At 73.3% G+C, this 14,286-nt stretch carries 12 protein-coding genes and 1 pseudogene; 10 read left to right on the forward strand and 3 right to left on the reverse strand.

Features of this window, described 5'->3' with window-relative positions:
* Position 1: 1 nt before the first annotated feature.
* Positions 2–91 (reverse strand): annotated as a pseudogene (locus ABZ885_RS24155) (DUF397 domain-containing protein); the annotation flags it as partial.
* A 244-nt stretch (positions 92–335) separates the two neighbouring features.
* Between ABZ885_RS24155 and ABZ885_RS24160 the strand changes: the two are divergent.
* The 6 genes from ABZ885_RS24160 (at position 336) to ABZ885_RS24185 (ending at position 6,854) form a co-directional block, all read left to right on the forward strand.
* On the forward strand, positions 336–662 hold the full coding sequence (locus tag ABZ885_RS24160; RefSeq protein WP_360192236.1) for a hypothetical protein: 327 nt from the start codon (positions 336–338) through the stop codon (positions 660–662).
* A gap of 210 nt (positions 663–872) precedes the next feature.
* Positions 873–1,502 (forward strand): TetR/AcrR family transcriptional regulator, encoded by a 630-nt coding sequence (locus ABZ885_RS24165; protein ID WP_360192238.1) that lies wholly within the window; start codon positions 873–875, stop codon positions 1,500–1,502.
* Positions 1,499–2,872, forward strand: a complete 1,374-nt coding sequence (locus tag ABZ885_RS24170; RefSeq protein ID WP_360192240.1) for a carotenoid oxygenase family protein — start codon at positions 1,499–1,501, stop codon at positions 2,870–2,872. Before ABZ885_RS24165 ends, ABZ885_RS24170 begins: the two co-directional genes overlap by 4 nt.
* Before the next feature lie 135 nt (positions 2,873–3,007).
* Positions 3,008–4,087: a class I SAM-dependent methyltransferase gene (locus ABZ885_RS24175; protein ID WP_360192243.1), complete on the forward strand. Its 1,080-nt coding sequence runs from the start codon at positions 3,008–3,010 to the stop codon at positions 4,085–4,087.
* 160 nt (positions 4,088–4,247) lie between these two features.
* Positions 4,248–5,120: a sulfurtransferase gene (locus ABZ885_RS24180; protein WP_360192245.1), complete on the forward strand. Its 873-nt coding sequence runs from the start codon at positions 4,248–4,250 to the stop codon at positions 5,118–5,120.
* A 189-nt stretch (positions 5,121–5,309) separates the two neighbouring features.
* A complete protein-coding gene (locus ABZ885_RS24185) occupies positions 5,310–6,854 on the forward strand; it encodes a M1 family metallopeptidase (RefSeq protein ID WP_360192248.1) in 1,545 nt (514 codons plus the stop codon).
* Positions 6,855–6,940: 86 nt separating this feature from the next.
* Here ABZ885_RS24185 and ABZ885_RS24190 read toward each other — a convergent pair whose 3' ends face one another.
* Both ABZ885_RS24190 and ABZ885_RS24195 read right to left on the reverse strand, forming a co-directional pair.
* Positions 6,941–8,338: a condensation domain-containing protein gene (locus ABZ885_RS24190; RefSeq protein WP_360192251.1), complete on the reverse strand. Its 1,398-nt coding sequence runs from the start codon at positions 8,336–8,338 to the stop codon at positions 6,941–6,943.
* A gap of 234 nt (positions 8,339–8,572) precedes the next feature.
* Positions 8,573–9,685 carry a helix-turn-helix domain-containing protein gene (locus tag ABZ885_RS24195; protein WP_360192254.1) on the reverse strand — a complete coding sequence of 371 codons (1,113 nt, stop codon included), beginning with the start codon at positions 9,683–9,685 and terminating at the stop codon, positions 8,573–8,575.
* A gap of 331 nt (positions 9,686–10,016) precedes the next feature.
* Between ABZ885_RS24195 and ABZ885_RS24200 the strand changes: the two genes are divergently transcribed.
* From ABZ885_RS24200 to ABZ885_RS24215, 4 genes are all read left to right on the forward strand, one after another.
* Positions 10,017–11,129 (forward strand): alpha/beta hydrolase-fold protein, encoded by a 1,113-nt coding sequence (locus ABZ885_RS24200; RefSeq protein WP_360192256.1) that lies wholly within the window; start codon positions 10,017–10,019, stop codon positions 11,127–11,129.
* A gap of 91 nt (positions 11,130–11,220) precedes the next feature.
* Complete coding sequence (locus ABZ885_RS24205) at positions 11,221–12,471, forward strand: DUF4185 domain-containing protein (RefSeq protein WP_360192259.1); 1,251 nt, start codon at positions 11,221–11,223, stop codon at positions 12,469–12,471.
* A gap of 56 nt (positions 12,472–12,527) precedes the next feature.
* On the forward strand, positions 12,528–13,556 hold the full coding sequence (locus ABZ885_RS24210; protein ID WP_360192262.1) for a hypothetical protein: 1,029 nt from the start codon (positions 12,528–12,530) through the stop codon (positions 13,554–13,556).
* 41 nt (positions 13,557–13,597) lie between these two features.
* A partial coding sequence (locus tag ABZ885_RS24215; RefSeq protein WP_360192265.1) for a hypothetical protein occupies positions 13,598–14,286 on the forward strand: 689 nt, incomplete at its 3' end.

The following is a 14,286-nucleotide window of genomic DNA, read 5'->3' on the forward strand; positions in this document are numbered from 1 at the left end:
GTCAGACGGCCCCGAACTCGCCGGCCCGGATGGCAGAGACGAAGGCCGACCACGCATCAGCCTGGAAGACCAGCGCGGGCCCCATGGGGTCCTTGCCGTTCGCAGACGGTGGCCGCGCTGAAGACGTACCTGCCGGTGCTGGTCGACTCGGGGTACTACTTCACCGCCCCGCCGGGGTGACGAAGCCGGACCGGTCGGCGGGTAGCGGCTTTCCGGCCCAAACCACTCGAAAGGGTGGATTAGATGAACCGTTTCTGCAGATTTTTGGCCTTTAGGGTGATGTCGCATCAATTCCCTAGGTACCGCCGGGTACCGCCGTGAAAGGCCCATCCCCCATGCGTCTCCGCAATGCCGTGATCGCCGCCGCCAGTGCCGTCGTCCTCGCCCTCGCCGTCCCCACCTCCGCGAACGCGGCGGTCGGTGAGTTCCTCTACAAGGTCGGCCCCGGCGTCCCGGCCGGCATCGCGGATCCGGAGAGCGGCACGTGCATCGACCTCTTCGGGGCGACCGAGGAGAACCCGGCGTTCGCGCCCTCGAACTTCACCAACTCGACGGCGACCGTCTTCCTCGACTTCGACTGCGCCGGCGACACCTACTACGTGATGAACCCGGGCAAGGTCCTCGGTGACCGGCTGAAGCTGCGGTCCGTGGTCTTCTCCTGAGCCGGCCGGCTCAGGAGGCGTTGCGGGCCGGCCGGCCCGGCGATCGGGCGGGGCCGTTCCGGTGCGACGACACCGGAGCGGCCCCGCCGAGTCGTGTCGCGGGGCGGCCCGCCGGGCCGGCGTCCTGCCGCACCCGGCCGTGGCCGATGCGCGGCGGAGTTCCTCGCCACATTATGGGTAACGGCGTTACCCATGAGATACGCTGTTACCATGAACACGCCCTACCAGGACGCCCAACGCGCCGGCCAAGCGGCCGTGCGCACCACGATCCTCGACCACTCCATCGACCTGCTGGTCACGGAGGGACCGGCCGCGCTGACGATGCGGCGGATCGCCACCGGGATCGGCGCGTCGACCAAGGTCCTCTACACCATGTTCGGAGGCAAGGAAGGGCTGGTCGACGCGCTCTACCGGGAGGGGTTCGCCCGCCTGCGGCGGGTGCAGCAGCAAGCCTCCCGGACCGAGGACCCGTTGACCCGGCTCAACGACCTCGCGGCCGCCTACCGTGCCCACGCCCTGGCCGAACCGGCCTACTACCGGGTGATGTTCGAGCAGGCGGTGCCCGGCTTCCGGCCGAGCACCGAGGCCTTGGACGTGGCCGAGAGCGCCTTCGACGCCTCCGTGGCCGCCGTTCAGGCCTGCATCGACTCCGGCGTGTTCGGGCCGGGAGACGCACACGAGATCTCGAAGATCCTGTGGGCGGCGGCACACGGCGCCGTGAGCCTGGAGATCGCCGGCCACTTCCCGCCGGAGACCGCGGCCCGCCGCTTCGACACACTGATGGCGGCCGTGGGACACGCCTTCCTCGCCGCCGAGCACGGACAAGGACGGACATCATGACGGTCAACCGCTATCTGTCGGGAAGCTTCGCGCCGGTCACCGAGGAGGTCACCGCGTTAGACCTGCCGGTCACCGGCCGGATCCCGGCCCACCTCAACGGCCGCTATCTGCGGAACGGCCCCAACCCGCTCGGCATCGAGGACCCGGCCGCCCACATCTGGACGCTCGGTGCCGGCATGGTGCACGGCGTCCGCATCCGCGACGGCCGGGCCGAGTGGTACCGCAACCGCTGGGTGCGGTCCTCCTCCGTCGCCGACCGGCTGGGAGAACCACGGCGGGGGACTCCCGTCGACGAGCGGCTGGACATGGCACCGAACGTGCAGGTCGCGGGTCTCGCGGGCCGCACCTTCGCCCTGCTGGAGGGCGGGATACGCCCGTACGAGCTCGGCTACGACCTCGACACGGTGGGCCCCAGCGATCTCGGAGCGACTCCCGAGGGCTACAGCGCCAACGCCCATTCCGTCTTCGACCCGCACACCCGGGAACTGCACTCGCTCGCCTTCCTGTACGGCTCGCAGCACGTCCAGCACATCGTGATGGACGAATCCGGCACGGTGGTGCGGACCACGCTGATCCATACGCCCGGGAACCCCTACATGCACGACTTCGCGCTGACCGAGCACCATGTGGTCCTCTTCGACGCGCCCGTGGTGTTCAGCGCCGCCCGGCTGCCGACCGGAGTCCCCTTCGTCTGGGACGAGTCCCACCGGGCACGGGTGGGCGTGATGCCACGTGCCGGCGGCGAGGTCCGCTGGTTCGAGGTCGCCCCCGGCCTGGTGGGTCACACGCTCAACGCCTACGAGGACGGCACGGACGTGGTCATCGACATCGTCCGGCACCCCGAGGGCTTCGACATCAGGGACTTCGGCACCAGCCGTCCCACTCTGGACCGCTGGCGGGTCGACCTGGTCGCCGGGAAGGTCCGGGAGGACCGGCTGGACGACCGGATCCAGGAGTTCCCCCGGGTCGACTCCCGCTGTGTCGCGCGCCCCCACCGGTACGGGTACTCGGCCGCGGTCGAGCTCTACGCGCCGCCCACCGGCCCGGGGGACCCGCGGCCGAACGAGGGGTTCAGCAGTGCGCTGCTCAAGCACGATCTCGTGCGCGGTACGACCGAGGCGCACGAGTTCGGCAGGTTCGGGGCGGTGGGCGAGGGCGTGTTCGTCCCCACGGAGTCGCCCGTGGCCGAGGACGACGGATACGTGATGGCGTACGTGCACGACGCCGGGCGCGGCGCGGCGGACCTGGTGATCCTGTCGGCCCAGGACTTCACGGGTGAACCGGTCGCCCGTGTCCACCTTCCCGTGCGGATCCCTCTCGGCCTCCACGGCAACTGGGTCCCGGGTGACCCGTGGAGTGCCCGGCCGTAGGGGCTGGCGCCGATGCCCGTCGAGGGCTTCACCGGTGTGCTCCGGGGTGCCCTGACCGCAGGGTGCCCCGGGTGGGGCTGCGGCGTAGCGTGACGAGGGGAGGGTTCACGCGGTCCCGGAGGCGGAGGAGGAACGATGTCCGTACGGGAACCGGACCCGGTGAAGCAGGAGGAGTTCGCGGGTCGGATGGTGCAGACGTTGAACGACGCCTGCCTTGCGTTCATGGCCAGCATCGGCCACCAGACGGGCCTGTTCGACACCATGGCCGGCCTCGACCCGTCGAGCAGCGCGGAGATCGCCCGGGCCTCCGGTCTGGACGAACGCTACGTGCGCGAGTGGCTCGGTGCGATGGTCGTCGGCGGGGTCGTCGACTACGACGCCGAGCGCGGCACGTACCTGCTGCCGCCCGAGCACGCGGCCGCGCTGACCCGGGCGGCCGGGCCGGACAACCTGGCCGGGATGATGCAGTACCTCGCGCTGATGGGCGACGTCGAGCAGGGGCTGATCGACTGCTTCCGCAGCGGCGGCGGGATGCCGTACTCGGCGTACCCGCGGTTCCAAGCGCTGCAGGCCGAGGAGTCCGCCCGGGTCTACGACCTCGCGCTGGTCGGGGGGATCGTGCCGCTCGTCCCCGGGCTGCCCGACCGGCTGCGGGAGGGGATCGGCGCACTCGACATCGGCACCGGGCAGGGGCACGCCGTGAACGTGCTGGCCAAGGCCTTCCCGGCGAGCCGGTTCACCGGCGTCGACATCGCGGAGAACGGCATCGCCGCCGCCCGGGCCGAGGCCGCCGCGCTCGGGCTGGCCAACGCGCACTTCGAGGTCGCCGACTCGGCCGGGCTGGCCGGCGCGTACGACCTGGTCACCGCCTTCGACGTGATCCACGACCTGGCCCGCCCGGCCGAGACGCTGGCCGCCGTGGCCCGCGTGCTGCGGCCCGGCGGCGTCTTCCTGATGGGCGACATCGCCGCCAGCAGCCGGCTGGAGGAGAACATCGCCCACCCGCTCGCCCCGGCGCTCTACACCTTCTCGACCTTCTACTGCATGACGGTCTCGCTCGGCGAGGGCGGCGCGGGGCTGGGGACGGTGTGGGGCGAGCAGACCGCCCGGCGGATGCTGGCCGAGGCCGGGTTCGGCGCGGTGGACACCGCGCAGGTCGAGGGCGACATCCTGAACGTCTACTACATTGCGCGTCCGGACGGCGCCGCGGCGTAGCCGGCCGCCCCTGGGCCACCGGGTACGCGGTGCGTGCCCGGCGTCCGCGGGCGTCCGCGGGCGCGTCCGGCCCGCCGGTGCGGGTGGCTCTGGCGGTGCGGGTGGCCTCGGCGGACGGCCGGACGTAGGTTCGAAGGAGTCCGAGCGAAGGAGGGCGGCGATGACCGGCAACGGCTACGCACACCCCGAGGCGCTGGTACCCACCGAGTGGCTGGCCCACCACCTGGACGACGGCACGATCCGGGTCGTCGAGGTGGACGAGGACACCACCGCGTACGAGCAGGGGCACATCCCCGGAGCGGTCGGCTGGAACTGGACCACCGACCTGCACAGCCGGGTGGGGCGCGACTACACCGACCGGGACGGCATGCAGCACCTGCTGCGCGCGGCCGGGGTGGAGGACGACACCACCGTGGTGCTGTACGGCGGGAACAACAACTGGTTCGCCGCCTATGCGTACTGGCTGCTGCGGCTGCGCGGCTTCGGGCCGGTCCGGCTGCTCGACGGCGGGCGGAAGAAGTGGGAGCTGGAGGGGCGGGAGCTCACCCGGGCGGTGATGGACTACCAGCACAGCGCGTACCGGCTGGCCGGTCCCGAGCACCCCGAGGTGCGCGCGCTGCGGGACGAGGTGCTGGCCAAGGCGGAGGTGTTCGCCAAACCCGGTTCCGACGCCGTGCTGGTCGACGTCCGCTCGCCGGCCGAGTACCGGGGCGAGGCGCTGGCGCCGCCGCACCTGCCGCAGGAGCAGGCGCAGGTGCCCGGCCACATCCCCGGTGCGGTGAACATCCCCTGGTCGCAGGCGGCCAACGACGACGGGACCTTCCGCTCGGCGGAGGAGCTGCGGGCGCTGTACGGCGGGCAGGGCGTGGAGTCCGAGCGCGAGGTCATCGCGTACTGCCGGATCGGGGAGCGCTCCGCGCACACCTGGTTCGCGCTCACCGAGCTGCTCGGGTACCCGCACGTGAAGAACTACGACGGCTCGTGGACGGAGTACGGCTCGCTGGTGCGGGCGCCGGTGGCGCTGGGGGCGTAGGCGCGCAGGTCCGTCGGGGCCTCCGCGGGCGGGGCCCGGTCCCCGGGTGGAGCCGTCGTGTCAGCGGCACGGCGGCTTCATTTCGGCCGGTTTCTTCGCATGAACATTTCATCTGACAGGAGTGGGCGGGGGTTCGCCGGGACAGGGATCGATGCGACCCAACCGTCCCAGTGACCCTGGAGGACCACCGTGCGCAAGGGACTGATCGTCTCTGCCGCCGCCGGCGCGCTCGCCCTGCTCCTGACCGTCCCCGCCGCGGCAGCGCCGTACACCCCGGGCGCACCGGGCATCGGGGACGCCTACTACCCCAACGCCGGCAACGGCGGCTACGACGTGTCGCACTACGACATCCGGCTCAAGTACCAGCCCGCCACGGACGAACTGGAGGGCACCGCCACCATCCTGGCCACCGCCACCCAGGACCTCTCGCGCTTCGACCTGGACTTCGTGCTCGGCGTCAAGGAGGTGCTGGTCAACGGCCGCACCGCGAAGTTCGCCGCCACCGGGGAGTCGGAGCTGGAGATCACCCCCGCCCGGCCGCTCGCCAAGGGCAGCCCGGTGACCGTCGTCGTCCGCTACGCCGGCAAGCCCGGCGAGGTCGAGCGCGGCGGCTACTCCGCGTGGCTGCGCACCCCCGACGGCGGGGTCGCGGCCAACGAGCCCGAGGGCTCCGCCTGGTGGTACCCGAGCAACGACCACCCCACCGACAAGGCCACCTTCGACGTCTCCGTCCAGGTGCCCGACGGCACCCAGGCGATCAGCAACGGCATCCTCACCGGCCAGAGCTCCCGGGCCGGCTGGACCCGGTACAACTGGCGCCAGACCAAGCCGCAGGCGACGTATCTGGCCACCCTGGCGATCGGCAGGTTCGACATCAGGACCGACACCACGCCGGGCGGCCTCCCGGTCGTCACCGCCTACAGCAAGGACCTCGGCGACAACGACGGCGCGGCCCGGGCCAGCGTCGAGCGCACCGGCGAGCTGGTCGACTGGCTGAGCGGCTACTTCGGCGACTACCCGTTCACCTCGGTCGGCGGCTACGTGCCCAACGTACCCACCGGGTACGCCCTGGAGACGCAGACCCAGATCTTCTACAGCCCCGCGCAGTTCTCCCGCGGCGCCAACACCTCGGTCGTGGTGCACGAGCTGGCCCACCAGTGGTACGGCGACAGCGTCTCCGTCCAGCGCTGGAGCGACATCTGGCTCAACGAGGGCTTCGCCCGCTACGCGCAGTGGCTCTGGTCCGAGCACGAGAACGAGGGCACGGCGCAGGAGCTGGCCGACTACGTCTACGCCAGCTACCCGGCCGGCAACGCGTTCTGGACCGTCAAGCCGGGCGACCCGGGGGCGGACCACCAGTTCGCCGGCGCCGTCTACGACCGCGGGGCGGTGGCCATCCAGGCGCTGCGCAACGCCGTCGGGGACGAGGCGTTCTTCCGGATCCTCAAGGGCTGGCCGGCCGAGCGCAAGTACGGCAACGCCACCATCCAGCAGTTCCAGGCGTACGCCGAGCGGGTCTCCGGGAAGCCGCTCGGGGCGCTGTTCGACACCTGGCTGTTCACCGCCGCGAAGCCGGCGGCCGACTCGGCGGGCGTGCCGGCCACCTCGGCCGCCCCGTCGGGCGCGGCGGGGCTGGCCCCGGCCGCCGGGGCCGGGCGGCCGGAGCCGAAGTCCTGGAAGAGGATCCAGGAGACCAACTCGGTGCACGAGCACGAGCAGGGGCACGCGCACTGACGGGGTGACGGGCCGGGCCCGGGCGGCCGCAGGACGCGGCCGGCCGGGCCTCGGCGTGGGCCCGGCCGGGGATCAGCGGCCGGGGATCAGCGACCGGGGCCGGGAAGGGCCCGGGCCTCGGTGACGACCAGGTCCTCGATGCCGTGGAGGAAACGTTCCATCGCGGGGCGGGGGAGCACCGAAGGGTCGGCGGTCAGGGCGAGTTCGACGGCGCCCGGGGTCCGGAGCGCGTCCAGCGCGTAGCTGAGGCCGGGGCGCGGTTCGAACTCCTGCGGCCAGCGAAGGGTGCTGCGGGCCGGGTCGAGCGGGTCACCGGGGTCACCGGCGTCGCTGCTGCCGGTCGCCGCAGCGGCGTCGGTGGCCGGCGCCGGGACCAGGTCGCGGGTGTCGTTGACGATGCAGGACCGGTCGGCCAGCGGGCCGTGTCCGGCGGTCAGCCGGGCGATCTCCGCGTCCAGCAGGCGCTTGTTGTAGTACGCGTGCCGGTAGGTGGCGATCGAGGCGGCGTGGGTGCGCCGGACGACGGCGCCGAACTCGCCGTCGGCGTCCGGCAGGTGGAGCAGGCCGTCGCCGGCCACCGGGCTCACCGCGGTGGTCAGGCCGGGCAGGAAGCGGTTGTTGACGATCACCTGGAGCACGGCGTCGGGCGAACCGGACAGCCGGGCCGTCATCACCGCGGTGGCCGCGAGCAGTACCGAGGAACCGCTCACCCGGTGGCCGGCCGCGACGCGGTCGACGGCCCGGAACAGCGCCGGGGAGCTGAGCACGGCGTTCGGGAACGGCCGGGCCACGTCGTCCGCGGCCGGCGGGAAGAGCCGCGGCGGGCCGGAACGGAGCTTGCGCAGCACGTGCGCGCGGGCGTTGGCGTCACGCTTCAGGCCGCGTTCGGAGGTCTGGAACGCGGCCTCCTCCAGCGGCTGCTGGGCGGGCCGGCGGGCGCGGACGGCCTCGGGCGGCTCGCCGAGGGACAGCTCGGTGAGGTCCATGACCAGCCGGCCCATGCCGGCACCGTCCACCGCGGTGTGCGAGAGGACGAGCGAGATGTGCCGGGCCAGGCCGTCCGCGACGACCAGGCCGACCCGGAGCGGCCACTCCGCGGCGCAGTCGAAGGGCAGCGCGGCCAGTTCGTCGTGCAGGGCCCGGCCGGTCGCGGCGAGTTCGGCCGGGCCGCCCCGGCCGGGCCGGGTGTGCACGGGCAGCCGGCCGGCCGGGTCGACGGTCTGCCGGAGCCGGCCGGCGTCGTCCTGGTGGAGTCTGGTGTGCAGCGAGTCGTGCAGGTGGAGCAGGCCGGTCAGGGCGGCGAGGACCACCGGCACCGGCAGGCCCGGGTCCAGCGGGGCGGCCGTGGTGATGTTGTAGCGCGGGGCGTCGGCGGGTGACAGCCGGCCGACGGCGTCCCAGATGGCCTGTTGGCCCCAGGTGGCCGGACCGGTGCCGGACCGGCCGGACGCGAGGGTGATCTCCAGCTGCTGACTCGTGGTCACCGTGTGGCTCTCCGATGTGCGGTTCTGGGCCCGGTGCGCGGCGGTGCGTGGTGTGCGGTGCGTTGGTGCATGGCGCCTGAGGTGCCTCGGGTGCGTGACGCGTGCGGTGCCGTGCGACCGGGCGGGACGGAGGTGCGGTGGGAGCGCGGGTGCCGCCGGTGGTGCTGGGAGAAGAGTCTGACGCACCGTCTCGGCCGGCGTCGAGCCTCTCGCCGTAGGGGAACGGGGCGTCGGTCAGTGCCGTCCGGTGGGGTGGTCCGCCGTCGGGCGGTAGCTCAGCAGGTTGGCGCGGACCTGGTCGAGGTAGGGCCGGATCCGCTCCAGGGCCGGGTCCTGCCGTTGCACGATCCAGGTCGCCGTGCGGTACGCGGCGGCGAGGTTGACCGCCGGGTCGCCGGGGACGCCCTCCAGGTAGGGGGCGATCGCGCAGAGCATCCGGCCCACGGCCGGGATCGAGTCCTCGGGGCTGAACGGCGGGGTGGGCACGCTGCCCTGCCGGTCGGGCGGCAGGTAGTGCCGGAGGACGCGAGGGGTCCAGCGGGCGATGCCGTACTCGTCGTTGTCCGGGTCGCTGAGCGCCGGGTCGAAGCCGCTCTCGGCCTGCAGCATGGCCGCGATCAGGGCCGGGCTGATCCCGGGGAAGTCGCAGGTGGTGCCGGCCTGCACGATCAGGTGCCGGTAGCGCTGGGGGATCCCGGCGTCGGCGCGCAGCCAGCGGGCGTCGTCCTGGAGTCCGACCGGTGCCATGGTGTCGCCGGGGACGAAGGCGCCGAAGGCCACCACGGCCGCCGCGGCGGCCACCAGTCCGGCCAGGCGCCGCAGCGCGGGCCGGCCGCTCCGGCGGGACGGGCCGGTGGCGGTGAACCGGCGCCTCAGGCGGCGTGCGGACGGCGCGGCGGGCGCGGGCACGGCGGCGGGCGCCGGTGCGGTGGCCGGTACGGGGGCTGGTTCGAGCGCCCGTTCGAATGTCGGCGCGGCGGCCGGGGCGGGGGAGCCGGCCGCAGCCGCGAGGGCGGGGGCGGGTTCCGGGGCCGGATCTGTGGCCGGGCCGGTGACCGGGGCGGCGTCCGGTGCCGGGCTGGTGCTGAGGTCGTGGGTGCGGATCCGGCGCTGCTCCCAGGCGTCCGGATCGCCGCCGCACGCCGTCACGAAGGCGGCCAGCACGGCGGCGCTGGGCAGCCGCCGCCCGTCGGCGGCCGCGGCCAGGGTGGACGCCGAGTAGTGCGTGCGGGCCGCGAGCTGACGGTACGACGGGCTGCCGGCCCGGCGCCGCAGCTCGCGCAGGTCGTAGGCGAACCGGGCCAGCGGGCCCTGGTGGGGATCAAGGGGTTGTTCCTGCCGTCCCACCGCTCGTTCCTCTCTGTGCGGGGAAGGTCCGGTGTCCGCCCGGCGGGCCGTGCCTCCGGGGTGGGGCCGGTGATGTCCGGTGGTTGTCCGGGAATTGTCCGACGAGGTCAGGGCGCCGTGACGGGGCGGCGCGCGGTCGGTTTGATGGAGCCCGCCGCACGGCCGCTGACGGGCCGTGAGCACCCGCCGGACGGTACGCGGTGGCTCGGTTGCAGGGGTCATGACAGCCATCCAACCCGGTCGGGTGCGAAGCGGTGCCGTTTCCGTCCCATCCGACCTGTGTAGTTCTTCACATGCTCACGACCCGTCCCTCCGTCGAGAGAGAACCGCCATGAGCTCACCGCGGTCCACCGGCCGGCTCCGCGCCGCGCTGTCCACCGCCGGCCGCGTCGCCACCCGCGCCACCGCCGCCGCCGCGCTGACGGCCGCGCTGACCGTCCTCTCCGGACCGGCCGCGCACGCCGACACCCCCACGGTCCCGGCCTTCACCGACGGCTTCGGCCTGACCCAGGTGGCCGGCGCGACCGAGGTGCACTCCGCCACGGACTTCACGATCACCGTGACCAGCGGGCAGCTGTCCGGCCCGCACCGGATCCGGATCCTGCTGCCCGCCGGCTACGCCGCCGATCCCGGCAAGCGCTGGCCGGTGGCGTACTTCCTGCACGGCGGGGGCGGCACCGTGGACGACGCCGCGGCCGCACCGGCCCTGCATTCGGACTCGATGATCACCGTCGTCCCGGACGGCGGGCTGAAGGGCTGGTACGCCGACTGGCTGATGCAGAACACCGCCATGGGCGCGGCGAACTGGCAGACCTTCCACACCGAGCAGGTCGTCCCGTTCATCGACGCCAACCTGCGCACCAGGGCCGACCGCGCGCACCGCGCGGTGCTCGGCATGTCGATGGGCGGCTACGGCGCCCTGCACTACGCCGAGGCCCGCCCCGACCTGTTCGGCCAGGTGGCCTCGCTGTCCGGCGGCATCGACTTCGGCATGGCCGAGATCCGCGCTGCCGTCCTCGCCACCGAACTCAACGTCACCGGCGCCTGGTGCGCCCTGAGCACCTCCGGGACCGGCCCGTGCACGGGCTACGGCCCGTACGTCGACAGCGACGCGATCTTCGGCTCCCCGTACCCGGTGTTCGGCGCCGACCGGATCTGGAACGCCGTCAACCCGGCCGCCCCCGCCAACCTGGCCCGGCTCGGCGGCACCGGCATCACGCTCTACACCGGCAACCAGGGGCTGATCGACCACTTCACCGAGATCGCCACCGCCACCGTGAAGGCCCGCCTGGACGGGCTCGGGATCCCCAGCCGGTTCGTCGACTACGGCAACGGGGCGTCGCTGTCCCCCACCTGCGACGGCGGCCACAACTACGGCTGCTGGGCACCCGCCCTGGCCGACTACGTCCCCCGGCTCGCCGCGGCGTTCACCGCCGCGGGCTGACCCGGCCCCGGCAGGCGCGCGGCGGCCCGCCCCCGCCGGCCGCCGCACGCCTCCGGCCTCACCACCCCACCCCCTCATGCGAAGGAACGACATGCCCGACCTGACCCCACCGGACCGCCCGACGCCCACCCGCCGTTCCGTCCTCCGGGCCGGCGGCGGCCTCGCCCTCGGCGCCGGACTGGCCGGCGTCGCGCCCGCCGCCTCCGCGGCCGCCGCGTCGCCGGGCACCGCCGGCGCGCCGGGCGCCGCGCCCGCGCTGGCGTCCCAGCAGGGCACGCCGCTCTGCGACCAGCCCGGCGACTCGGCCAGCGCCCAGGGCCTGGGCTCCAGTGACCTGGGCATCCCGTACTGCCGGGCCCACGACAACAGCTGGGGCTACGTCTTCGGCGACACCTGGTCCGACCTGCAGCAGTACGGCGACTACCTCGGCTCGCCGGTGATGCTGGCCCAGGCGAACTTCGACGCCTCCGGCGGGACACCGATCTCCTTCACCTGGGCGATGCCCACCGGCGGCCAGGCCCGGCAGCTGTTCGACTACCGGACCAGGGCGGACAACGGGCACGGCTTCGAGATCAGCCGGATCCCCAACGACTGCATCGAGTTCGGCGGCCGCACCTACCTCCAGTACACCGCCGTCCACAGCTGGGGCGTGAAGGACGACCCGCCGATCGAGCCCGGGCACGACGGCTCGCTGATGTCCGGGGTCGCCTACTCCGACGACTACGGCGTCACCTGGCACGACTACCCGTACCACTGGCCCGGCGACGCGCAGGGCGTGAACCAGTCCATGTACGGGATGTGGTCCTTCGCGGGCATCGACCCCGACGGCTGGCTCTACGTCTTCTCCAAGCGCTGGAACGGCAGCCACATCAACACCGGCGACGGCGGGGCGATCCAGCTGTTCCGGATCCAGCCGGACGACTTCCGGGCCGGGAACTTCGGCGCCCAGCAGAACTGGGCCTACGTCAACGGCTCCTGGCAGTGGACCAGCGCCGCCCCGCCGTCGCCCGTCCTCCAGGGCAACAACATCGGCGAGTTCTCGGTGAAGCGCATCGGCGGCACGTACTGCATGAGTTACTTCGACGTGACCGACTACGCGATCTGCACCCGCACCGCGCGCCGACCCGACGCGGTGTGGAGCGCGCCCAAGCCGCAGGTGGTCGGCAACAACACCTGGCCGCCGAACCACTGGGGCCGGCCGCAGGTGCCCAACCTGTACGGCGGCTACATCCACCCCGGCAGCGCCGGCCCGAACTCGCTGACCCTGATCGTCTCGCAGTGGCCCGGCGGGCTGCACCAACCGCCCTACTGGGTCCGCCAGTTCGACGGCATCAACCCGTGACCCGGGGAGCCCGGACCAACCCGGAGCAGGAAGCACCCCTACCAGGAAGGAGAGGCATGACCGGCACCACCGGACGCCGCGTGCGGTCCACCCTCGCGGCCCTGCTGCTCGCCACGGCCGCGACCGCCCTCGGCGGCCCCGCCCGGGCCCAGGGACAGCAGCCCGTCGTCCCCGGCCCGCTCGGCCACACCGCCCCGGCCACCCTCTACTGCGACATCCCGCCGGACCGGGACATCGCGGTGACCCGCAAGGTCTACGAGGTCGGGCAGCGGATGAACGTGTCCGACAAGGTGATGCTGGCCGGCTTCGAGACCGGCTGGGTCGAGTCCCGGATGAACGACCTGGACTGCGGCGACCGCGACTCGCTCGGCGTGTTCCAGCAGCGCCCCTCGATGGGCTGGTGCGCCCCCGCGCAGTGCCTCGACGTCGACTACGCGGCGAGCCGGTTCTTCGAGGTGGCCCTGCAGATGGAGCCCGACCACGCGGGCAGCAGCGCCGGGACGCTCGCCCAGGCCGTCCAGCGCTCCGCCTACCCGGAGCGGTACGACCAGGCGGAGGGCAGGGCGCGGGCCCTGCGGGACGAGGCGTTCCTGCCCTACGGCACCATCGGGGCGAAGTACGACGGCCTCGGCGGCGCCGGCGGCGTGCTCGGCGCGCCGGTCCGCGCCGAGGAGGCCGCCTCGCTGGGCGGGCGCTTCCAGCTCTTCCGGAACGGGATCATCCTGTGGCATCCGGATGTGGCGTACGCGGTGTACGGGGACATTCTGGGGGCGTTCTGGGCGACGGACGCGGAGCGGCGTTGGGGTTTCCCGACGATGGACGAGGCGGATGCGTCGCGGGCGCCGAACGGGACGCGGGGGCGGTACCAGTTCTTCGAGCGGGGGCTGTTCCTGTGGTCGGCGCAGACGGGTGCGCACGTGGTCCACGACGCGATCTACGACGCGTTCCACGCGGGTGGTCACGAGGCGGTGCTGGGTTATCCGACCGGTGACGAGGTGGACGAACCCGGCGGCCGGGCGCAGCACTTCCAGAACGGCGTCATCCACTGGAGCCCCTCCCGGGGCACCTGGACCACCACCACCTGAGCCGGAGGCCTCCGTTGGGATTCCTGCAACGCACAGTACGGGTGACCGCCGTGGCCCTCGCGGCGCTGGCCCTCGCCCTCCCGGGCGCACCGTCCGCGCGGGCGGCCGGTCCGGACGAACCGCTCGGGCGGGGCGAGGTGATGGACCGTTCCTGGTCCTGGGTCGCCGAGCAGGTGCCGTACAGCTGGGACGGCTGCCACGCCAACCGGTTCGGCTGCTACCGCCCCGACTGCTCGGGCTTCGTGTCGATGTCCTGGCACCTGGGCACCTCCCTGACCACCTGGGACCTCTGGAACGTCACCTCCGACGTTGCGGCCGGCGACCTCCAGCCGGGGGACGCCCTGCTCCGGGACTCCGGCGGCACCGACCACGTCGCCCTGTTCGTCCGCTGGGCGGACGCCGGGCACACCCAGCCGGTGGTCCGCGAGGAGTACGACTTCGGCCACGTCGCCGAGGAACGGGTCTGGGCCGACGGCCTGCGCGGCTTCACGCCCCGCCGCTACGACCGGCTGGACGACCTGGTGCCCTACGGGACGATCGGGGCGAAGTACGACCGGATGGGCGGCCCCGGCAGCGTCCTGGGCGCACCGGTCCGGGGTGAACGCGACTCCTCGCTGGGCGGGCGCTTCCAGCAGTTCCGGAACGGGATCATCCTGTGGCATCCGGATGTGGCGTACGCGGTGTACGGGGACATTCTGGGGGCGTTCTGGGCGACGGACGCGGAGCGGCG

The sequence above is a fragment of the Kitasatospora sp. NPDC047058 genome, from assembly GCF_040643935.1.
Classification (GTDB): domain Bacteria; phylum Actinomycetota; class Actinomycetes; order Streptomycetales; family Streptomycetaceae; genus Kitasatospora.